The sequence below is a fragment of the Kribbella sp. NBC_00382 genome (assembly GCF_036067295.1).
In the GTDB taxonomy this organism is placed as follows: domain Bacteria; phylum Actinomycetota; class Actinomycetes; order Propionibacteriales; family Kribbellaceae; genus Kribbella.
The window spans coordinates 1841522-1861500 of the sequence record NZ_CP107954.1 but is presented as its reverse complement, the minus strand read 5'-3'; the positions used below and the strand labels follow the sequence as shown (position 1 = coordinate 1861500).

The following is a 19979-nucleotide window of genomic DNA, read 5'->3' as shown; positions in this document are numbered from 1 at the left end:
GCGTCAGGCTAGAGCAGCCCGGGCCTCGATGAAGGCGGCCACCACGCGCTCGACGTCCTCGGTCGAGTGGGCGGAGGAGAGCTGGGTGCGGATCCGCGCCTTGCCCTTCGGTACGACGGGGTAGGAGAAGGCGATCACGTAGACGCCGAGCTCGAGCAGCTTCTCGGCCAGCCGGCCGGCCTCGGCTGCGTCGCCGATCATCACGGGGGAGATCGGGTGGTCGCCGGGGAGGACGTCGAAGCCCGCCTCGGTCATCTTGGCGCGGAACAGCTTCGTGTTCGCGGCCAGCTGGTCGCGCAGGTCGGTCGAGCCGCCGATCAGCTGCAGCGCCTTCAAGGAGGCCGCGGTGACGGACGGAGCGAGCGAGTTCGAGAACAGGTACGGACGCGAACGCTGACGCAGCAACTCGACGATCTCGCGCCGCGCGGAGACATAACCACCCGACGCACCACCGAGCGCCTTGCCGAGCGTGCCGGTCAGCACGTCGATCCGGTCCTGTACTCCGAACAGCGACGGCGTCCCGGCCCCGTCCGGCCCGACGAAGCCGACCGCATGCGAGTCGTCGACCATCACCAGCGCGTCGTACCGCTCGGCCAGGTCGCAGATCTCGTCCAGCGGCGCGACGTACCCGTCCATCGAGAAGACACCGTCGGTCGCGATCAGCCGGTACCGGGCGTCCGCCGCGTCCTTCAGCTGCGCCTCGAGGTCGGCCATGTCCCGGTTCTTGTAGCGGAACCTGCGAGCCTTGGACAGCCGGATGCCGTCGATGATGCTGGCGTGGTTGAGCTCGTCGGAGATGACCGCGTCCTCGGCGCCGAGCAGCGTCTCGAACAGTCCGCCGTTGGCGTCGAAGCAGGAGCTGTAGAGGATCGTGTCCTCCTGGCCCAGGAACGTGCTGAGCGCATCCTCCAGGTCCTTGTGGATCTGCTGGGTGCCGCAGATGAAGCGCACCGACGCCATCCCGAAACCCCAACGGTCCAAGGCATCCCGGGCCGCCGCGATCACCTCGGGGTGGTCGGCCAGGCCGAGGTAGTTGTTGGCGCAGAAGTTCAGCACCTCGTTGCCTGAGGCAACCGAGATCGACGCGTTCTGGGGTGAGCTGATCACCCGCTCGGACTTGTACAGCCCGGCGTCGCGGATCTCGCCGATCGTGGTGGTCAGGTCGTCGCGCATCCGGCCGAACATCAGTGGTTCTCCTCCAGGTTGGTCCAGTCCAGGATCACTTTGCCGCAGTCGCCTTCGCGGGCGACGTCGAAGGCCTGCTCGAAGTCGGTGTAGGAGAACCGGTGCGTGATCACCGGCGCGAGGTCGAGCCCGCGCTCCAGCATCACCGACATCGAGTACCAGGTCTCGAACATCTCCCGGCCGTAGATGCCCTTGATGGTCAGCATGTTGAGCACCACCGTGCCCCAGTCGATCGCGATCTCGTCGGCGGGCAGCCCGAGCATCGCGATCTTGCCGCCGTGGTTCATGTTCGCCAGCATGTCGCGCAGCGCGGCCGGCTGGCCGGACATCTCCATCCCGACGTCGAAGCCCTCACGCATTCCGAGCTCGCGCTGGGCGTCGGCGATGCTCCGCTCACGGACGTTCACCGCCTGGGTGACGCCGATCTTGCGGGCCAGGTCGAGCCGGTAGTCGGACAGGTCGGTGATCACCACGTTGCGCGCGCCGGCGTGCAGGGCGACGGCCGCGGCCATGATGCCGATCGGACCCGCGCCGGTGATCAGTACGTCCTCGCCGACGACCGGGAACGACAGCGCCGTGTGGACCGCGTTGCCGAACGGGTCGAAGATCGCGGCGACGTCGAGGTCGACCGGGTCGCGGTGCACCCAGACGTTGGTGGCCGGCAGCTTCACGTACTCCGCGAACGCACCCGCCACGTGCACGCCGAGGCCGCGCGTCTTGATGCAGAGGTGCCGGCGGCCGGCCCGGCAGTTGCGGCAACGGCCGCAGACGAGGTGGCCCTCGCCGCTGACCAGGTCACCGACTGCGACGTCGCGGACGCCCGCGCCGATCTCCACCACCTCGCCGCAGAACTCGTGCCCGGTGACCATCGGCACCGGCACGTTCTTCTGCGCCCAGGAGTCCCAGCTCTGGATGTGCAGATCGGTCCCGCACAGACCGGTCCGCTTGACCTTGATCAGTACCTCGTCCGCCTCGATCTGCGGCTCGGGTACGTCCTGCAGCCAGAGCCCTGGCTTGCTCTCGGCCTTGACCAGCGCCTTCACCGGTACCTCCTGAAAGTGGTTGCTCCGCACATCGTCGTACCAGGCAACCACCCCCGTCCATCGACACGACGTACACAGCCTTTGCAGCTCAACTGCATACTTGTCGCCATGGGTCGGGGCGTCGTACGTGGTCTGGGAGTCGTCCTGCTGGTGGCTGGGCTGGGGTTGCTCGGCTGGGTCGGCTGGCAGTACTTCGGGACCGGGATCACCTCGAACAACGCGATGGACGGCCTCAAGCGCGACCTGCACGACGACTGGCAGCCGAGCGCCGAGAAGCCACCGAACAAGCCGGACGCCGGTACGCCGATCGTGCTGCTGCGGATCCCGAAGCTCGGCAAGGACTGGGAGAAGCCTGTCGTGGAAGGGGTCGAGAAGAGCGACCTCACCAAGGGGATCGGGCACTACCCGCAGACTCAAATGCCGGGTGAGCCGGGCAATTTCGCCGTCGCCGGGCACCGGGTCACCCACGGCTCGCCGTTCCGCAAGCTGCTGGAGCTGAAGAAGGGCGACCAGGTGATCGTCGAGACCGCCGACACCGTCTACACCTACGAACTGGACGGCTCGCCCCGCGACCTGACCGTCGAACCCACCGACAACTGGGTGCTCGAACCCGTCCCGGGCAAACCCCGCGAGACGCCGACCACCTCGATGATCACCCTCACCACCTGCCAGGACCTCTTCCACTCCCCGGACCGCTCGGTTGCCTTCGGCCACCTGGTGACAGCGCACAAGAAGTAAGAGGCGACAAGAAGTAAGCTGCGGCCTCATGAGCTTTGATCGCGCTGCGCTGCTGGACCAGGTCAAGACCAAGGCGATCGTGCACGGGAAGGTGACGCTGGCCTCGGGCAAGGAGGCCGACTACTACGTCGACCTGCGCCGGATCACGCTGGACGCCGAGGCGGCGCCGCTGATCGGGCCGGCCCTGCTGGAGCTGACCGCTGATCTCGAGTACGACGCAGTCGGCGGGCTCACGCTCGGCGCGGACCCGGTGGCGATGTCGATGCTGCACGCGGCCGCTCAGCAGGGCCGCAAGCTGGACGCGTTCGTCGTACGGAAGGCCGAGAAGACCCACGGTCTGCAGCGCCGGATCGAGGGCCCGGACGTGAAGGGCCGCCGGGTGCTCGCGGTCGAGGACACCTCCACCACCGGCGGGTCGGTCCTCACCGCTGTCGAGGCACTGCGTGAGGCCGGCGCCGAGGTCGTCGCGGTCGCGGTGATCGTAGACCGGGCGACCGGCGCGCAGGAGAAGGTCGAGTCCGAAGGGCTGGAGTACCGCACGGTCTTCGGCCTGGAGGAGTTGGGTCTCGACTCTTGACGATCGTGGTGGTGCTCGTCGTCAGTCTGTTGATCGGCTGCGGGATTGCCTACGTCAACTACCTGAACGCGAAGAAGCGGCGAGAGGAGTTCGCCGCCTTCGCCGCTCAACAGGGCTTCAGCTATCTGCCGGAGAACCCGGCACTGGCCGGGCAGTGGGCCGGTACGCCGTTCCAGACCGGCGATCACCGTCGCGTCCGCAACGCGCTCTCCGGTGCGTACCAGGGCCGGCAGGTCGTTGCCTTCGACTACAGCTACCAGACCCACTCGTCGAACGGGAAGGGCCGCCGGACCACCACGACCCACAAGTTCGGCGTCGTGGTGATGCGGCTGCCGGGTCCGCTGCCGCGGCTCGAGGTCACCGGCGAAGGGCTGTTCGGCGGCGCGGTCGCCAACGCGCTGGGTTTCGGCGACCTGCATTTCGAGAGCGAACAGTTCAATCGCTCCTTTCACGTGCTGGCCGACGACGAGCGCTTCGGGCACGCGGTGATCCACCCGCAGATGATGGAGCTGCTGCTCTCCCATGGCGAGATCGGCTGGCGGATCGAGGGCGACTCGCTGATCGGCTGGGACGCCGGCCCGCACTCGCCGGCCGAGGTGATGAACCGCCTCCAGCTGCTGCAACTGGTCACCAACAACATCCCGCCCTACGTCTGGCGCGACTACGCAGGCGTGGATCCGCGAGCGAGCTGACCAGGCTCGAGCTCGACGTGCGGGCGGGTCTGCCACAGCGCCCACTCGGCGCTGACATCGCCGGCGGTCCGCAGCAGCAGCGGCAGGTAGTCCTTCAGCAGTTGGTCGGTGGACGTCTCCGCGGCGTGAACAGTCACGTTCATGGCAGCCCGGACCGTCCCGCTGCCGTCACGCACCGGTGCGGCGACGGACCGTACGCCGGGCGCCAGCTCCTCGTCGGCGAGAGCCCAGCCGCGGGCGCGGATCTCGGTCAGCTCGGCGTCGAGCTGCTCCGGCGAGCGGCCGATGTACGGCGGGAGTCCCGCTCGGCTCGGCTGGGCCAGCGTCCGGGCCAGTTCGTCGGCGGGGAGCCCGGCCAGCAGGACCTTTCCCTGCGAGGTCTGCGCGGCCGGGAACCTGGTGCCGATGTCCACCCGTAGCGCGATGATCTTGGGGACCGAGACCCGGGCGACGTAGACGATGTCGGATCCGTCGAGCTGCGCCATCGAGGACGACTCGCCGGTCCGGGCCACGAGTGATTCCAGGTGCGGCCGGGCGATGTCCCACAGGCCGAGCGCGCCGACGTACGCCATCCCGAGCGTCAGTACCTTCGGCGTCAGTTGGAAGCCGCCACCGGTCGATCGGACGAAGCCGAGCTCCTCCAGGGTCAGCAGCAGCCGCCGCGCGGTCGGCCTGGCCAGTCCGGCAGCGGTCGCGACCTCGGACAGGGACATGCTGCGGTGGTCGGCGTCGAAGCAGGCCAGCACGTCGAGCCCGCGGGCCAACGACTCCACGAAATCGGGACCTGCGCCTCGTCCTGCCATCAGTTCCCTCCTTCGCCGTACGCCGGACCGCCGCCGCCGAGCTTAGTGTCCCGGCAACCAGGGGTGCCCACCCGGCGGCGTACCGTCAGCTCTCCGAACCAGGGTCGCCGAAGATGCTGCCCCTGGCCTCCCGGTTCGAGTCGGACTTGTACTCGGTGTACTGGTACGGGTTGTCCAGGACGTCCTCATCCGGCAGTTCTGGATGCATCCCCGCGAGCCAGGCCTCCTCGCCCAGGGTGGAGCGGAGGTGTTCCACGGTCGCCTCGACGGTACGGCGTACCGCGGGCAGGTCGGCGTCGACCAGTCGATGCTCGTGCTTCACCACCCGGCCGTCGACCAGCACGGTGTGGACATCGCCGCGCTGGGCCTGGAACGCGACCTGGCCGTACGGGTTCAGCAGCGGGAAGGACACCGGCGAGTCGTCGTTCTTGATCAGCACCACGTCGGCCTTCTTGCCTGGCTCGAGGCTGCCGAGGTCGTCCCGGCCGAGCGCTTTGGCGCCACCGCGAGTAGCCCAGTCGACGACCTGCTCGGCCCGCAGATGGACCTGGGTGACGGTCTCGCCCTTCATGTGCGCCTCGAGATGCTCGCGGGAGCGATCAGCGCCGAGCGTCGTCCGCATGGCCGAGAACAGGTCGCCGCTCCACCACACACTGGTGTCCATCGAGAGCGAGACGTCGATGCCGTACCGGCGGACCTGCCAGGTGGGCGGATAGCCCTGACCCGCGCTCTGCTCGGACTCCGTCGACACCGAGACCGACCCGCCGGTGGCGGCGATCCGCTGGTACGAGTCGGTGGTCAGCGTCGCCGCGTGCACGTAGATGCTGTCCGGCGTCATGAACCCGTTGTCGTACATCAGCTGGATGCCCTTGTCGTTGGTCGCGCCCCAGACCCCGGCATGTGTCGTCACCGGCAGTCCGAGCTCGCGGGCCACCTCGAAGGCGGCCCGCTCCGGGAAGGCCGGATCGCCGGTGACGTCGAAGGCGAGCTGGTAGCCGAGCAGATCGTTCGCCCCGGTCGGCCGGCGCTCCAGGAACGCCCGGACCGCCGGATCCGCGGTCCACTCCCAGGGCCCGGCCTGAATGTTGCCGTAGGCAAGGACAAAGCGGCCCGGTACCGCCTGCAGGGCAGCCACCGCCGCCTCGGCGTGGTCGACCGTCTGCAGCCCGTGGGACCAGTCGACCGTCGTGGTCACGCCGGCCTCGAGCGACTCCCAGGCCGACAACAGGTTGCCGGCATGGATGTCCTCGGGCCGGAACGTCTTGCCGTGCTCGAGGTAGTACCAGACGAAGTACTGCGACAGTGTCCAGTCGGCGCCGTAGGCACGCATCGCGGTCTGCCACATGTGCCGGTGGGTGTCGATCATCCCGGGCATCACGATGCCGCCACGCGCGTCGATCTCGGCGGTGCCGTCGGGCACGTCCAGGGCGGCGCCGACCGCCGCGATCCGGTCGTCGACGACCAGGACGTCGGCATCGGTCAGGACCGTGTGGCTGTCGTCCATGGTCAGGACGGTGCCGCCCCGCAGGACGATCGGCCGGCCGGGTGCAAAGGACATGAGCTCCTCCAGGCAGATGACCGGACGACTGTCCGGATGGCGGTCTTCGCTCACTATCGAAGCCTGCTCCAGGGCTGTCAAGAGGTCGCACGGCCACCCTTGACAGTCGCGATCACGACGCCTGAAACTGGCGACGACGCAATGCGGACAGTTGTCCGCTTAGATCGACGACGGGAGAGCCTGGCGTGAGTGGACCGCTGTCCGGGCTGCTGGTGGCCGACTTCTCCCGGATCCTGGCCGGGCCGTACGCGACGATGCTGCTGGCCGACCTGGGCGCCGAGGTGGTCAAGGTCGAGGCGCCGGGTGGCGACGACACCCGGTCCTGGCAACCACCGGTGCGCGACGGGATCTCGACGTACTACCTCGCGGTCAACCGCAACAAGCGCTCGATCGCCCTTGATCTGAAGGATCCGGACGACCTGGCCGTCGCCCGCGAGCTGGCGCACCGCGCCGACGTCCTGGTGGAGAACTTCAGGCCGGGTGGGCTCGCTCGTTTCGGGCTGGACTACCCGACCCTCGCGGCGGCCAATGCCGGGCTGATCTACGCGTCGATCAGCGGTTTCGGGAGCGGGCCCAAGGGCGCGGCGCTGCCGGGGTACGACCTGATCGTGCAGGCGATCTCCGGGCTGATGAGTCTGACCGGCAGTCCGGACGGCGAGCCGTTCCGGGCCGGCATCTCGGTCTTCGACGTGATGGCCGGGATGCACGCGACCATCGGCGTGCTGGCCGCGCTCAACGCGCGGCACGAGACCGGCCTGGGACAGCACGTCGAGGTCAACCTGTTGTCGTCGGCGCTGTCCGGGCTGGTGAACCAGTCGAGCGCGTACGTCGCGGGCGGAGTGGTCCCGACCCGGATGGGCAACAGCCACCCGAGCCTGTTCCCGTACGAGCCGCTGCCGTGCTCGGACGGCGACCTGATCATCACCGCCGGGAACAACGGCCAGTTCCGCAAACTCGTCGAGGTGCTCGGTGTCCCCGGCCTGGCCGACGACCCGCGCTTCGACCGGAACGAGAAACGCACCGCCAACCGTGCCGTCCTGCGTCCGCTGCTGGTCGAGCGGCTGAGCACCCGGACCACAGCGGAATGGTTCCCCGAGATCATCGCCGCCGGAGTGCCCTGCGGCCCGATCAACAGCATCGACGGCGGCGTCGCCTTCGCCACCGAGATCGGGCTCGACCCGGTGGTCACCGTCGGTTCGACACCGACCGTCCGCAACCCGATCACGTTCTCCGCGACGCAGGCGGAGTACCGGCTGCCGCCGCCGTCGCTGGACGAGCACGGCGCCGAACTACGGGCCTGGCTGACCGGCAAGGAGACCACCGAATGACCGACGACCTCGCCTTCCCCACCTCGCTCGGAACCTCGACCGCGGATCAGATCCGGTTGCTGGGCCAGGACCTCACCGCCGACCTGATGGGCAAGGTGGGGTTCGGCGAGCTGGCGTTCTGGCTGGTCGCGATGCGGCGGCCGACCCCGCAGGAGACCAGGGTGTTCGAGGCCGTCCTGGTCGCCCTGGCCGATCACGGGTTCACCCCGACGGCGATCGCCGCCCGGCTGACCTATTTGTCGGCGCCGGACTCGCTCCAGGGCGCGCTGGCCGCCGGCCTGCTGGGTGGTGGCTCGCGGTTCCTGGGAGTGACCGAGGACTGCGGAGCCTTTCTGCACAAGGCATTGCAGGATCACGAGCCGCCAGTGGACGACGCGGGCTGGGACGCGCTGGCGCTGACCGTGGTGACGCAGGCCAAGGAAGCCAAGCAGTTCGTACCCGGCCTCGGCCATCCCGTCCACAAGGTGCGGGATCCCAGGACGCCGGTGCTGATCGCCATCGCCGAGGAAGAGGGCCTGCGCGGTCCGCATCTTCGCCTGTTCGAGGCCATCGGCCGGGTGCACGAGCAGGTCCTCGGTCGCCGGCTCCCACTCAACGGCGCCGGTGTCTGTGGTGCCGCCCTGGCCGACCTCGGCCTCCCGATCGAGCTGCTGCGCGGGTTCGCCCTGCTGGCCAGGGCGGCCGGTCTGCTCGGTCAGCTCGCCGAGGAGCATCGCCGTCCGATCGGGATGGACGCGTACCTGACCATCGACCGCAACGCCGTCTACGTCGACCCCACTAGCTGAACGCAGAGGAGCACCCCATGGCTACCGTCGCCGCGGTCATCGCCTCCACTCATCACCCGTTCTACTACCGCGCCAGCCGGTCGGTCGGCGCCGACCGACCACCGTTCGCCGACGAGTGGGTCGCCAAGATCGAGGCGTTCCGGGAGACCCTCACGAAGGCCCGGCCGGACATCCTGGTGATGGTGGGCAGCGACCACTTCCACCAGCTGTGGCTGGACAACATGCCCCAGTTCCTGGTCGGCAAGGCGCCGTACTTCGATGCCAACTTCGCCAACGAGGAACGCGAGTTCGGCCTGCCCAGGATGACGTTGCCGGGCGAGGAGGGCCTGTCCGCGCACATCCTGCGCGACGGCCTGGACGCCGGCTTCGACCTTGCCTTCAGCAACGAACTGCGGATCGACCACAGCATCACCTGCCCGATCATCACGCTGCGCCCGGAGGCCGACCTGCCGATCGTGCCGATCTACACCAACATCTTCGCGCCGCCGCTGCCCCGGCCGGGACGGTTCGTCGAGCTGGGCCGGACGATCCGGAAGCTGGTCGAGTCGTGGCCGGTCGACAAGCGGGTCGCGATCATCGGTACCGGCCACCTGTCCCTGGAGCTCGGCGGCCCGCGGCAGTTCGGCGAGCACGGACCCGATCCGGCCTTCGACCGCAAGGCGGTCGACTGGATCGCCAGTGGCGACATCGAAGGCTGCCTGGCCGAGGTGACCCTGGACAGCCTGCACCTGCCGGGCAACGCGACGCACGGGTTCATGGACTTCATGCTGATGATGGGCGTCGCCGGAGCCGGCGCGAAGGCCGACCACGTCGACTCGCTCGACCTCTTCCACACCATGGAGGCGTACTTCACCTGGTACCCGAACGGAGCGCCGGCATGAGCAAGTACCTGCTGGACAAGTTTCTCTACACGGTGGATCGGGACGCGGAGCTGGTCGAGCGGTACCGCGAGGACCCGGCCGGCCTGGTCGCCTGGTGGGAGCAAGAGCTGGCGAACAAGCTGCTCAACTGCACCACGACAGAGAGGTCGACCTGGCTCGCGTTCACCGACGAGGAGCGTCGGGCGCTGCGCGAGCGCGATCATGTCGCGCTGTTCGGGCTCGGCGCGCACCCGTTCCTCACGCTGACCCTGTTCATCGCGCTGTTCGAGCGTGACCACGGGCCGCTGGAGTACCAGAAGGCCTACGGGAAGGCGATGGAGCACCTGCGCCTGCCGTACCCCGACATCGCCACCTGACAGTCGCCACCTGACAGTCGAAGGAGATCTGTATGCGAGCCGCCGTCCTGGGCGCCCATGGCGAACCACCGTCACCGGCCGAACACCCCGATCCACAGCCGGTCGAAGGCCGGAGCATCGTCCGGGTCGCCGCCGCACCCGTCGTACCGCTGGACCTGTTGTGCGCGTCCGGTACGTCGTACTTCGGTCCGCCGCCGCTGCCGTACGTACCCGGCGTCCAGGGGGTCGGAGTGGTCGAGCAGTCGGCGGTGCTGGCACCAGGCACGCGGGTGTTCTTCGCGACGTCGGCCGGAATGGCGCCCGGTGACGGCAGCTTCGCCGAGCGGTGTGCCGTCCTGGACAACGACCTGATTGCCTTGGACTCGCCGGTTCCGGATGCCGAGGTGGCCGCCGTCGGTCTGTCGGGTGTCGCTGCCTGGATGGTGCTGACCTGGCGCGCCCGGCTTCAACCCGGCGAGACGGTGCTCGTGCTCGGCGGTGGCGGCGCGGTCGGCCAGGCCGCCATCGGAGCCGCGTCGGCGCTCGGTGCCGGCCGGGTCGTCGCAGTCTGCCGGTCCGCCGAAGCCCGTCGGCGCGCGCTGGCGGCCGGTGCCGCCGAGGTAGTTGCCCTGGGCCCGGATGTCGACGATCTGACGGCCCGGTTGGCCGAGGCGACGGGTGGTTCGGTCGACGTGGTCGTCGACGCGGTGTACGGAGTGGCCGCCACGGCCGCGTCACGGCTGCTGGCGAACGGCGGCCGGCTGGTGAACCTCGGGGGAGCCTCGGGTGACGAGGCAACCTTCTCCTCGGCAGTACTACGCAGCCGATCCGCGGAGATCCTGGGCTACACCAACAACTCGCTGACCCCCGAGCAGCGGCAGGGCGCGCTGACCGAAGTACTGCGGCATATCGCCGACCAGCGCATCGTGGTCGAGTACGAGACCGTGCCGCTGCACGACGCCGCCGCGGCCTGGCGACGTCAGGCGGACGGGCCGGCCGCCGGACGGCTGGTCCTGACGATGGCAGATCACCTCAAGTAGCGTCCCGGACACCGACCCGGCACGGCGCTAGAGTCGCTGTCGGGCATCACCAACACATCGGGAGCAGTGAACATGGTCGTCGCCATCGTCATCATCGTCGCGATCGTCGTCATCCTGGCCATCGTGCTGATGGTCTCGTACAACCGCTTCGTCAAGCAGCGGAACCTGATCCAGGAGTCCTGGCGGCAGATCGATGTCGAGCTGCACCGGCGGTACGACCTGATCCCGAACTTGGTCGAGACGGTCCGGGCGTTCGCCGCGCACGAGCGGCACGTGTTCGAGGAGGTCGCCCGGCTGCGGACCCAGGCGGTCAACGTCCAGGGCGCCACGCCGGAGCAGCGGGCGGCCGCGGAGGGCGAGCTGTCCGGAGCGCTGCGGCAGATGATGATCTCGGTGGAGGCGTACCCGCAGATCCAGTCCAACCAGAACTTCCTCAACCTGCAGCGCGAGCTGACCGACACCGAGGACCGGATCGCGGCCGGCCGGCGGTTCTACAACGCCAACGTCGGCGACTACAACACCCGGGTCGAGTCGTTCCCGTCGAACGTGATCGCGGGCCGGTTCAAGTTCGAGAAGGCCGGCTACTTCGAGGTCAAGGACGAGCAGGTCCGCGCGGTCCCGCAGGTCTCGTTCGGCACCATCGGCTCGGTCGAGGGCGAGCAGGCGCAGCCGCAGATGCAGCCGGGCGTGCAGTCCTCGGGCCAGATCCAGCCGCAGATGCCCGGTCAGCCCCAGTACCAGCCCCAGCAGCCGCAGTTCCCGCCGGCCGGCGGCCAGCCGCCGTACGAGGGTCAGCCCCCGGTCGGTCAGCCCCCCGTCGGCGGACCGCCTGCGGGAACCCCCGGTCCGCAGGACGGTCAGCCGCCCTTCACCGGCGGTCAGTAACCGACCACCGGCGGTCGATAGGGCACTGAGCCTCCCCCCTTGGCCAGTGCCCCCACGGCCAACCGCTCAGTGCCCTAAAGCTTGTGGAAATCAAAGCTTGTGGAAATTCAGGCCCGGGGGAGACGACGGTCAGTTCGTCACCCCCGGACCTGCCCTCCCCCCGGTACCGCCCACCACGATGCCGGGTCGACATACATCGCGCGTACATCGCGACGTACATCGCACTCGCCGAACCTTCCCGGCGGGCCGGGCGGGATGACACCATGGGGCGGGCCAACAGTTGAGAGGGCGAGCAAGTGGACAGTCTGAGGTACGAGATCCTCGGACCTCTACGCCTCGCTCACGTCCCGGGCCAGCCGCTACGCGCCAGTAAGCCGCGCCAGCTGCTCGCGACGCTCCTGCTGCACCCCAACCGGTTCGTCTCCACCGACCTGATCGCCGACGCGCTCTGGGAGGGCAATCCGCCCCGCTCGGCGACGGCCAACATCCGTACCTACGTCCGGGCCTTGCGCGGAGTACTGCACGATGCCGGGCTGGTCGCCCCGATCGACACCTCCGCGGCCGGCTACAGCATCGGGGTCGGCGTCGATGAACTCGACGCGAGCATGTTCGAGTCGCTGCTCGCAGAGGGTGGTCACCTGCGCGATGCGGGTGATAAGCGCGAGGCCATGCTCGTACTGTCCCGCGCGTACTCGCTGTGGCGTGGGCACCCGCTGGAGGACCTGACCATCCCCTCCGCCTGGGAAGGCTCCATCGCCCGCCTGGACGCGCAGTACCGGGGACTGGTCGACACCCTGCTGGACCTGCGTCTCGAGTACGGCGACGCCAGCGGAGCCGCCGTCCTGCTCAGCGGCCGCCTCACCGAAGACCCGTACGACGAGCAGCTGTGGCGCCGACTAGTAGACGCCCTACTGGCCGCCGGGCGCACCGGCGAGGCCAGAGCCGCCTATACGAAAGCCGTGCAGACCCTGGCCGACGAGCTGGACGTCAAGCCCGGCCCAGAGCTCCAAGCCGCCGGCGCCCGAGCAGAGAACGGCCGCTCGGCCAACTGGCCAGACCCAGGCATCCCAGCAGCAACCCGTACTACGGAACGTGCAGTGCCCGAGCCGGCAGGCCCAATGGCGTCGCCAGTGCTCACTGAGCCGCACCGGCCGCCCAGCCAGCTCCCACTCGACCTGTCCGACTTCAGCGGACGGGAGCAGCACCTTGAGCAGTTGCGTGACCTGGTGTGTGGACGCGACCCGGTTCGTCCGCCGATCGCCGTGATCTCGGGTGCTCCGGGCACGGGCAAGACATCCTTGGCCATCCGGCTCGGCCACCTGGTCCGAGATTCGTTCCCTGACGGGCAGATCTACCTGGACATGCGGGGCGCAACCGAGCCCCGCGATCCGGCGGCCGCGCTGACCGACCTGCTGCTGAGCCTCAACATGTCGGATTCGGCGGTACCGCCCGATCCTGAGCGGCGGTCGGCTGCATTGCGTTCGGAGCTCGCCAGCCGCCGGGTGCTGATCATCCTCGACGACGTGGCCGCGGCGAGCCAGATCGTGCCCCTGATGCCGGGAACTGGGGCGTCGGCCGTCGTCATCACCAGCCGGAACCGCCTGATGGACTTGGCCGGCGCGGACAGCACGCCGCTGGACACCTTCGACGACGGCGAAGCGGCCGAGCTGCTCCGCCGGGTCGCGGGCGTGGGGCGCGTCGACCCGAACTCCGCGGCGGTCAACGAGATCCTCCAGGCCTGCGGGAACCTGCCGCTGGCGATCCGGATCGTCGCGAGCCGTCTGGCCCAGCGTCCCGACCTCAGCCCGGCCGAGCTGGCCCGCAGGCTGCGCGACGAGACGCACCGGCTGGACGAGCTGAGCATCGGCGAGCTCGCCGTCCGGACCAGCGCCGACCTGAGCTACGACGCGCTGAGCGCCGAGGAGGCCCGGCTCTACCGGCTGATCGGGCACTTCGCGGTCGGTGAGTTCTCCGCCCGCATCCTGGAGTCGATCGCCACGCCTGCCTCGGTGCGCCGCAGCATGGACCGGCTGATCGAGGTCAACCTGGTCCAGATCAGCACGGTCGACGCGAACGGTACTGCGCGCTACCGCGTGCACGACCTGCTCCGCTTGCACGCCATCGGAGTCGGCGACGACGAGCAGAAGGCCCAGGCGATCAAGGACCTGCGCACTGTCTTCGACTCCCTGCTGCACAAGGTCCGCCGGGCCACTGCCGCCCTCCCCTTCGGGTACTTCGGTGTGCTCGAGCACACCGGCCCACTGCTCGCCCCGGACCCGCAGCCGTTCACCCCGTCGGACGCGATCGCCTGGTTCGACGCCGAGCGATCCACCTTCGCCCCGGCGATCCGGGCCGCGGCGCAGAACGGGCTGCACGACTACGCCTGGCGGATCGCGGCCGCCTGGGGTCCGTACCTCGATATGCGTGCGTACTACGACGACTGGAACGAGTCGCACCAGCCAGGCCTGATCAGCGCGATCGCCTGCGGTGACCAGCGCGGCGAGGCGATCATGCGGCGCAACCTGGCCCAGCTCGCGATCTACCGGGACGACTGGGACGTGGCCTGGGAACACCTCGCCGAGGGAGCCGCGATCTTCGAGGAGATCGGGGACCGGCAAGGCGCCGGCATCGTCGCGGTCGGGCTCGGGACCTGGCTGCGCGAGCGGGGCCGGCCGGACGAGAGCCTTGCGCAGTACGAGCGTGCTGTGGAGGCGCTGGTCGAGGTCGGCGACAAGAACGGGGAGGCGGTGGCCCGCAGCGCGGCCGCGTCGATCTGGCTGAGCCGCAACGACACGGTCATCGCCGGACGGTACCTGGCCGAGGCCTTCCTGCTTGGGGTACGGCTCGGGGACTCACACCGCGAGGCGAAGGTACGGCGGCGGATCGCGACGCTGCGGATGCATCAGGGCCGCAACGACCAGGCGGTACGGCAGTTGCAGGCATCCCTGGCGATCTTCAACAGCCTGGGGGACGACCACTGCGCGGCGTACGGGCGAGCGGAGCTGGGGCAGGCGCTGGTCGGTGTCGGCGACGAGGCGGCCGCCCGGCGGATGCTGCTGGACGCGATCGAGATCGGCCACCGGCTGGGCGATCGCAGCGTCGAGGGCCAGGCGGCGTACGACCTGGGCCGGCTCTACGCGAGCGCGGGCAAGGTGGACTTCGCTCGCCGGTACCTCGATCGCGCGGCCCGGGTCTGGCAGCTCGTTGCCAACGACACCAAGGCCGGCCAGGCCCGCGCGGCGCTGGCCGAGCTGACCAGCGATCTCGCGGCCGGCTGATTCCTCAACCCTGCAACGATTTTCGTTGCCGTGGGTAGTCGGCCGTAGGAATGTACGGCGGGTGTATGCGGCCGGGTGAAGATCTAACCACCACGGCAAAGGCCGGAGGATGGGGGAGCACGGCCATGGGGGAGATTGTTGTGGAGCGCCGCGATGCTGGATTTGCGGCGAACCCGCGGGACACCGATGCCGCGCTGAGCTGGCAACTGGAACGGGTGGGGTCGGCGGCCTGGCAGGACTGGTCGCTGAAGTTCCAGCGGATGGCGTTCGGCTACGCGCAGGACAGCGGTTGGCGTGATCCGGAAGACGCGTTGCGATGGCTCGACCACCACGCCCTACTGCACGAAGGGGCTGCGCCACGGGGGGCGCTGGTCTGGTACCAGGCGGCCGACCGGATCCGGGTGGCTTGTTCACTCGGGTCCGGTCAGGTGGTCGGGCCGTTGCCGCGCGGTCAGGTCGATCGCGCGGATCTCGCTGAACTCAGCGGCGACTACGTCTGGTCAGACCCGCACTTTCCCTTTGGTCACTGAGCCCGTTTGGGCATTGAGCTTCAGTGCTTGCGGCGGTGGCTGGCCGGCTGGTCGAGCTGGGCCTCGACGCCGTCGGCGAGCTTGCCGTGGCCGCGGCGCTTGGCCAGGATGAACTCGACCAGCATCGGGACCAGTGAGATCAGGACCAGCAGGATCAGGGCCGACTCGAGGTGGTCGTGGACGACCTTGACCTTGCCGAGCGCGTGGCCGAGCAGGGTGATGCCGCTGGCCCAGAGGACGGCGCCGATCCCGGTCCAGAGGAAGAACTTCTTCGGGTCCATCCGGCCGGCGCCGGCCACGACGGTGATGAAGGTGCGCACGATCGGGACGAACCGGGCCAGGACCAGCGCGCGCGGACCGTACCGGTCGAAGAAGTCGTGGGTCTGCTCGATGTACTTCGGCTTCAGGAACCGCGCGTTCGGGTTCTTGAACAGCGTCGTACCGAGCCCGCGGCCGATGTAGTAGCCGGAGACGTTGCCCAGGAACGCGGCCACGGTGAGGATCACGCAGGCCAGCCAGAGCGGGACGTCGATGTTGCCCCGGGCGATGAACAGGCCGACCGCGAACAGCAGCGAGTCGCCCGGCAGGATCGGGAACAGCAGCCCGCACTCGATGAAGACGACCGCGGCGGTGCCCCAGAGTGACCAGTCGCCCAGCCAGTTCAGCAGGTACTCAGGGTCCATCCAGTTCGGCATCAGCATCGCGATCATTGGGAGCACGCGGACAGGGTAGCGTCCCCACCCATGCAGGAAGCCAATCGTGACAACGCCGCTGACCTCATCGGGGCCGACATGGTCGGTACTGCGGAGGTCGGCGTCGGCCCGTGGCAGGGCCAGCTGCCGGACGACTCCCGGTACGACCCGGAGCTGCTCGCGGCCGGCGATCGGCGCAACGTGGTGGACAAGTACCGGTACTGGCGGCTGGAGGCGATCGTCGCCGACCTGGACACCCAGCGGAACCCGTTCCACGTCGCGATCGAGAACTGGCAGCACGATCTGAACATCGGCTCGGTCGTCCGGACTGCGAACGCCTTCCTGGCCAGGGAGGTGCACATCGTCGGCAACCGCAAATGGAACCGCCGCGGCGCGATGGTCACGGACCGCTACCAGCACGTCCGCCACCACCCGCAGCTGGCAGACCTCGCCACGTACGCCGAGGAGCACGGGCTGGCCGTCATCGGCATCGACAATCTCCCCGGCTCCGTGCCCCTGGAGACGTACGAGCTACCCACCGACTGCATCCTGCTGTTCGGCCAGGAAGGCCCGGGCCTCACCAACGAAGCCCACAAGATCTGCACCGATGTCCTGTCGATCGCCCAGTTCGGCTCCACCCGCTCGATCAACGCCAGCGCGGCGGCGGCCATCGCGATGCACGCCTGGATCCGCCGCCACACCTTCGATCAGTTGGCGCGGGTGAACCCGACGTAGCTGTCGGACGAGCCCGATCCGTCACCTGCGCCGGAGACCCACAGCTTGCCGGCCAGAACGGTCGAACCCCACAGCCCGGCAGCGCCGGCCGGGTCGGCCTGCCGCTCGAAGCCACTCTTGGTGAGCTTCAGGATGTACGGACCGAAGGCCCGCGTCTCGCCGACCGCCACCGGCTGCCCGTTGACCAGGTTGAGCGTGTTGAGCTCGGCCCCTTCGGCCGGCGTGGCCACCTGGGTCCAGTTCCTGCCGTCGAAGTGGAACGCGACCGGACGGCGCCGGAACTCGGGGTCCTCGCGGTGCCCGACCGCCCAGATGTCCTTGGGGCTGTTGGCCTCCACATCGGTGAGGTGCAGGTTCGCGTCCTGGCCGGGCAGCTTAGCCAGGGTCCAGCGCGTGCCGTCGTAATGCTTGATCCCGTTGAAATCCGCTACCCAGAGGTTGTTCGCGGACAGCACCTCCAGGTCGTACGGGTAGCCCGAGTTCCCGATCACCCCGTCGTTCAGAGCCGTCCATCGCTTCCCGTCGTACCGATAGACGAAGGCGGTGGCCGCCTGGCTCTCGCTGCCGGAGTCGTAGCCGAGCGCCCAGACCTGCTTGCCGAGCGCCGCGACCGAGGTGAACTCCCGGCTGTTGCCATCGTGGAAGGTGGGTGACGCAATCACCTGCCAGGCCTTGCCGTTCCAGTGCTGAGCCAGCAGTTTGCTCTGGAATGTGGGGTCGTCGGGGGTCTGCTGAGACCCGACGGCCCAGGCATCGCCCGGGCCGACGGCATCGATGTCGAGGAACCGGCCCAGCGTGACCGGCTGAGGTGTCGCCTTCCAGGCCTTGCCGTCCCAGACGGTCGCGGCCGGGGTGAAATTCCGCCCGTCGTCGAGGGCGCCGACGGTCCACAGCGACGTGCCGCCGGGGTCCATCGCGTACGAGATGAACCCCTTCAGGCCGGTTGGGGTCTCGTGCCACTCGTACGGCGTCGCGAGCGCGGGCCCGGTACTGAGGACCAGAGTGGTGGCGGTCAGGCCGGCGAGGAGGGCTGCTCTCATTTGCTTGCTCCAGGTGAAGTCGGGGGTGTGCCGATGGGCTGGGGTACTGACGGCTGGGTGACCAAGCGGGGCGTGAAGAGCTTCGCGCTCCGGTTGATGAAGGCCTGGTCGACCTTGAGCTGCCAGCGCGCGTCGGTGGCGATGGCCTTCAGTTGCGCGAGGGTGAGCACCGGATGGGCCGGGTCGGTGTTCACGGCGATCAGGTTGAGGTTGAGGCCGTCCGGGCGGGTCAGATTGGCCTGGAGCTGTTGGTATTCGTCCTTCCCGGCCGGGCCGGGATAGCCCACGTCGAGCAGTCGAAGCCGGGAGCCGTCAGGCAGCTTGCTGACCTTGCAGTAGGTGTCGGTGGCGAAGCACTGCAGCGGGACGTCGATCTTGTTCTTGAGAACCTCGATCCGCAATGACGTGGTGTCGTAGTCGGAGGTGGCGTAGACCCCACGCACCGTGCCCATCCCGTCGAAACCGCCGCGCTGGTTGGTGGCCAGCTCGGCGTCGGGAAGCAGTTCGAGCAGGATTCCGAGTGCTGCCTGTGGGGTGAGCGCGCCCTGTTTTCCCTGTACTACAGCGGGCTTCCCGCTCTGCCCCGCGGGAGTGATGCTGTTGGGGCCGCCGAGCGTGCCGGCGTAGGTGAAGGCTCCACCCAGTACTGCGACAGTGGCCGCGCCGGCGAAGATCCGGGTCAGCCGCCGGCGGCGTACCAACTTGTTGCCGTGGGCAACGCCTCCGGTGAGCAGCAGGTCGAGGTCTGCCGGTGTGTCGTCGACGCCGGCATGCAGCCGGTCGCGGAGTTCGGTCTCGAAGCTCATCAGGGGTCCTTCCGGTTCCGGGTTCATCGCCCGCTCAACTCGCTGAGATCGGTGCCGAGCCGGGCGCGCAGCTTGAGCAGCGCGCGCTGGCTGCGGGTCCGGACGGTGCCGGAGCTGACGCCGAGGATGCCCGCGGTGTCCTCGACGCTGTGGTCCTCCCAGTACCGGAGTACGACGATCGCCCGGTCGCGCCCCGACAACTCGGCCAGCGCGTCGAACAGCGTCAGCCGCAGCGCGGTGTCCTCGCCGTACCGTCCGTTGTCCGGTACTTCGGAGGTCGGGCGCTCCAGCCGGGTCCGGCGCTGGGAGTCGACATAGGTGCGGACCATCACGGTCCTGCTGTACGCGACCGGGTTGTCGGCCCGGCTGACTTTCGACCAGGACGCGTAGAGCTTGCCGAGCGTCGTCTGGGTCAGGTCCTCGGCCGCATGCCGGTCGCCGGCCAGCAGGAACGCCATCCGGAACAGCTGGGTGCCGCGCGCGGCGGCGAATTCGCTGAACTCCTCGAGGTCGGCACTCACGATCACCCTTCCGTCGGTAACAGCCTGTCGAAGGAGTAAGAGCGGCCGCGGTCCGGTCTTGTTGCGGTTGAGCGCGAGAAAGTTGCCGGGAAAGTTGTTTGCGCAGGGGCCGTAACCCCGGCCCGGCGAGCTGCGTTGGAGGTGTTGTCAGTCCCAACTCGGGCGGGGACGACGCCTGCTTCAGCATGCGTTGGTTCGGGGTCAGGTACGACCGTGGGGGAGTTCATGAGTTCGAATTTGCATGTCCGGCGGGCCGTGGAGCTCGACGAGATCGCGCAGGTCGAGATCGCGCGACCGGCGAATCTCGCGCAGCTGGAAGAGATCTGGGGCGCGCTCGTCCACGAGGTCGCCACGGTGCAAGCGATCTCCACCGCCGCCGTGGAGGCGCGCAGTGACGAGTCGCGAGTGGCACTGCTCAAACTGCTCGAGGCCGAGACCGCCGAGGTGGTCGCGTTGGTGGAGGAAGTCGGCCGCGAGCTCCCGCCGCAGGTGAGCGCGGCGAGTTGACGTCTACTGTGAGTCCTCCA

General features: G+C 68.9%; 21 protein-coding genes. 13 read left to right on the top strand and 8 right to left on the bottom strand.

Annotated elements, in window-relative coordinates; all coding sequences use genetic code 11:
- Window positions 1–3 precede the first annotated feature (3 nt).
- Together OHA70_RS09310 and tdh are read right to left on the bottom strand one after the other, a co-directional pair.
- Window positions 4–1185, bottom strand: coding sequence for a glycine C-acetyltransferase (locus tag OHA70_RS09310; RefSeq protein ID WP_328330655.1), 1182 nt, complete (start codon window positions 1183–1185; stop codon window positions 4–6).
- Window positions 1185–2228: an L-threonine 3-dehydrogenase gene (gene tdh / locus OHA70_RS09305; RefSeq protein WP_328330653.1), complete on the bottom strand. Its 1044-nt coding sequence runs from the start codon at window positions 2226–2228 to the stop codon at window positions 1185–1187. Before tdh ends, OHA70_RS09310 begins: the two co-directional genes overlap by 1 nt.
- 108 nt (window positions 2229–2336) lie before the next feature.
- Here tdh and OHA70_RS09300 point away from each other — a divergent pair, with 108 nt between their 5' ends.
- From OHA70_RS09300 to OHA70_RS09290, 3 genes are read left to right on the top strand one after another with little or no spacing between them, the layout of a single operon-like run.
- A complete protein-coding gene (locus tag OHA70_RS09300; RefSeq protein ID WP_328330651.1) occupies window positions 2337–2966 on the top strand; it encodes a class E sortase in 630 nt (209 codons plus the stop codon).
- A 28-nt stretch (window positions 2967–2994) separates the two neighbouring features.
- Window positions 2995–3543 carry an orotate phosphoribosyltransferase gene (gene pyrE, locus OHA70_RS09295; protein ID WP_328330649.1) on the top strand — a complete coding sequence of 183 codons (549 nt, stop codon included), beginning with the start codon at window positions 2995–2997 and terminating at the stop codon, window positions 3541–3543.
- Window positions 3544–3548: 5 nt separating this feature from the next.
- Entirely contained in the window at window positions 3549–4235 is a 687-nt protein-coding gene (locus OHA70_RS09290) for a hypothetical protein (protein ID WP_328335071.1), read from the top strand.
- On the opposite strand, the gene OHA70_RS09285 is transcribed toward OHA70_RS09290, so the two are convergent.
- The gene (locus OHA70_RS09285) at window positions 4205–5038 is read right to left on the bottom strand and encodes an IclR family transcriptional regulator domain-containing protein (RefSeq protein WP_328330647.1); all 834 of its coding nucleotides are present in this window, start codon (window positions 5036–5038) and stop codon (window positions 4205–4207) included. The genes OHA70_RS09290 and OHA70_RS09285 overlap by 31 nt on opposite strands.
- An 85-nt stretch (window positions 5039–5123) precedes the next feature.
- Window positions 5124–6650, bottom strand: a complete 1527-nt coding sequence (locus tag OHA70_RS09280; RefSeq protein WP_328330645.1) for an amidohydrolase family protein — start codon at window positions 6648–6650, stop codon at window positions 5124–5126.
- A 131-nt stretch (window positions 6651–6781) separates the two neighbouring features.
- On the opposite strand from OHA70_RS09280, the gene OHA70_RS09275 reads away from it, so the two are divergent.
- The 8 genes from OHA70_RS09275 to OHA70_RS09240 all read left to right on the top strand — a co-directional run bounded on the left by OHA70_RS09275 (window position 6782) and on the right by OHA70_RS09240 (window position 15658).
- Window positions 6782–7924, top strand: a complete 1143-nt coding sequence (locus OHA70_RS09275; protein WP_328330643.1) for a CaiB/BaiF CoA transferase family protein — start codon at window positions 6782–6784, stop codon at window positions 7922–7924.
- Window positions 7921–8709: a citryl-CoA lyase gene (locus OHA70_RS09270; protein WP_328330641.1), complete on the top strand. Its 789-nt coding sequence runs from the start codon at window positions 7921–7923 to the stop codon at window positions 8707–8709. The genes OHA70_RS09275 and OHA70_RS09270 overlap by 4 nt, the downstream gene beginning before the upstream one ends.
- Window positions 8710–8726: 17 nt before the next feature.
- The gene (locus tag OHA70_RS09265; protein WP_328330639.1) at window positions 8727–9590 is read left to right on the top strand and encodes a hypothetical protein; all 864 of its coding nucleotides are present in this window, start codon (window positions 8727–8729) and stop codon (window positions 9588–9590) included.
- The gene (locus tag OHA70_RS09260; RefSeq protein ID WP_328330637.1) at window positions 9587–9946 is read left to right on the top strand and encodes a hypothetical protein; all 360 of its coding nucleotides are present in this window, start codon (window positions 9587–9589) and stop codon (window positions 9944–9946) included. Before OHA70_RS09265 ends, OHA70_RS09260 begins: the two co-directional genes overlap by 4 nt.
- Window positions 9947–9978: 32 nt before the next feature.
- Window positions 9979–10965 (top strand): quinone oxidoreductase family protein, encoded by a 987-nt coding sequence (locus OHA70_RS09255; protein WP_328330635.1) that lies wholly within the window; start codon window positions 9979–9981, stop codon window positions 10963–10965.
- 72 nt (window positions 10966–11037) lie between these two features.
- The gene (locus tag OHA70_RS09250; RefSeq protein ID WP_328330633.1) at window positions 11038–11850 is read left to right on the top strand and encodes a LemA family protein; all 813 of its coding nucleotides are present in this window, start codon (window positions 11038–11040) and stop codon (window positions 11848–11850) included.
- A 296-nt stretch (window positions 11851–12146) separates the two neighbouring features.
- Entirely contained in the window at window positions 12147–15128 is a 2982-nt protein-coding gene (locus tag OHA70_RS09245) for an AfsR/SARP family transcriptional regulator (protein ID WP_328330631.1), read from the top strand.
- A gap of 125 nt (window positions 15129–15253) precedes the next feature.
- Window positions 15254–15658 carry a hypothetical protein gene (locus OHA70_RS09240; protein ID WP_328330629.1) on the top strand — a complete coding sequence of 135 codons (405 nt, stop codon included), beginning with the start codon at window positions 15254–15256 and terminating at the stop codon, window positions 15656–15658.
- 20 nt (window positions 15659–15678) lie between these two features.
- Here OHA70_RS09240 and OHA70_RS09235 read toward each other — a convergent pair whose 3' ends face one another.
- Window positions 15679–16368, bottom strand: coding sequence for a DedA family protein (locus tag OHA70_RS09235; protein ID WP_328335069.1), 690 nt, complete (start codon window positions 16366–16368; stop codon window positions 15679–15681).
- A gap of 33 nt (window positions 16369–16401) precedes the next feature.
- Here OHA70_RS09235 and OHA70_RS09230 point away from each other — a divergent pair, with 33 nt between their 5' ends.
- Entirely contained in the window at window positions 16402–17085 is a 684-nt protein-coding gene (locus OHA70_RS09230) for a TrmH family RNA methyltransferase (protein WP_328330627.1), read from the top strand.
- Here OHA70_RS09230 and OHA70_RS09225 read toward each other — a convergent pair.
- From OHA70_RS09225 to OHA70_RS09215, 3 genes are read right to left on the bottom strand one after another with little or no spacing between them, the layout of a single operon-like run.
- Window positions 17058–18125, bottom strand: coding sequence for a hypothetical protein (locus OHA70_RS09225; RefSeq protein ID WP_328330624.1), 1068 nt, complete (start codon window positions 18123–18125; stop codon window positions 17058–17060). The two genes, OHA70_RS09230 and OHA70_RS09225, sit on opposite strands and share 28 nt — an antisense overlap.
- A complete protein-coding gene (locus tag OHA70_RS09220) occupies window positions 18122–18931 on the bottom strand; it encodes a hypothetical protein (protein ID WP_328330622.1) in 810 nt (269 codons plus the stop codon). Before OHA70_RS09220 ends, OHA70_RS09225 begins: the two co-directional genes overlap by 4 nt.
- A gap of 23 nt (window positions 18932–18954) precedes the next feature.
- A complete protein-coding gene (locus OHA70_RS09215) occupies window positions 18955–19452 on the bottom strand; it encodes a SigE family RNA polymerase sigma factor (RefSeq protein WP_328330620.1) in 498 nt (165 codons plus the stop codon).
- A 225-nt stretch (window positions 19453–19677) separates the two neighbouring features.
- Between OHA70_RS09215 and OHA70_RS09210 the strand changes: the two genes are divergently transcribed.
- Complete coding sequence (locus tag OHA70_RS09210; RefSeq protein ID WP_328330618.1) at window positions 19678–19959, top strand: hypothetical protein; 282 nt, start codon at window positions 19678–19680, stop codon at window positions 19957–19959.
- Window positions 19960–19979 lie beyond the last annotated feature (20 nt).

Excerpts from the sequence above, each read along its gene's own strand:
- OHA70_RS09310 (WP_328330655.1), bottom strand. The coding sequence starts at position 1,185 with ATGTTCGGCCGGATGCGCGACGACCTGACCACCACGATCGGCGAGATC.
- OHA70_RS09300 (WP_328330651.1), top strand. The coding sequence starts at position 2,337 with ATGGGTCGGGGCGTCGTACGTGGTCTGGGAGTCGTCCTGCTGGTGGCT.
- pyrE (WP_328330649.1), top strand. The coding sequence starts at position 2,995 with ATGAGCTTTGATCGCGCTGCGCTGCTGGACCAGGTCAAGACCAAGGCG.
- OHA70_RS09285 (WP_328330647.1), bottom strand. The coding sequence starts at position 5,038 with ATGGCAGGACGAGGCGCAGGTCCCGATTTCGTGGAGTCGTTGGCCCGC.
- OHA70_RS09270 (WP_328330641.1), top strand. The coding sequence starts at position 7,921 with ATGACCGACGACCTCGCCTTCCCCACCTCGCTCGGAACCTCGACCGCG.
- OHA70_RS09265 (WP_328330639.1), top strand. The coding sequence starts at position 8,727 with ATGGCTACCGTCGCCGCGGTCATCGCCTCCACTCATCACCCGTTCTAC.
- OHA70_RS09260 (WP_328330637.1), top strand. The coding sequence starts at position 9,587 with ATGAGCAAGTACCTGCTGGACAAGTTTCTCTACACGGTGGATCGGGAC.
- OHA70_RS09255 (WP_328330635.1), top strand. The coding sequence starts at position 9,979 with ATGCGAGCCGCCGTCCTGGGCGCCCATGGCGAACCACCGTCACCGGCC.
- OHA70_RS09250 (WP_328330633.1), top strand. The coding sequence starts at position 11,038 with ATGGTCGTCGCCATCGTCATCATCGTCGCGATCGTCGTCATCCTGGCC.
- OHA70_RS09240 (WP_328330629.1), top strand. The coding sequence starts at position 15,254 with ATGGGGGAGATTGTTGTGGAGCGCCGCGATGCTGGATTTGCGGCGAAC.
- OHA70_RS09235 (WP_328335069.1), bottom strand. The coding sequence starts at position 16,368 with ATGATCGCGATGCTGATGCCGAACTGGATGGACCCTGAGTACCTGCTG.
- OHA70_RS09230 (WP_328330627.1), top strand. The coding sequence starts at position 16,402 with ATGCAGGAAGCCAATCGTGACAACGCCGCTGACCTCATCGGGGCCGAC.
- OHA70_RS09225 (WP_328330624.1), bottom strand. The coding sequence starts at position 18,125 with ATGAGAGCAGCCCTCCTCGCCGGCCTGACCGCCACCACTCTGGTCCTC.
- OHA70_RS09220 (WP_328330622.1), bottom strand. The coding sequence starts at position 18,931 with ATGAGCTTCGAGACCGAACTCCGCGACCGGCTGCATGCCGGCGTCGAC.
- OHA70_RS09210 (WP_328330618.1), top strand. The coding sequence starts at position 19,678 with ATGAGTTCGAATTTGCATGTCCGGCGGGCCGTGGAGCTCGACGAGATC.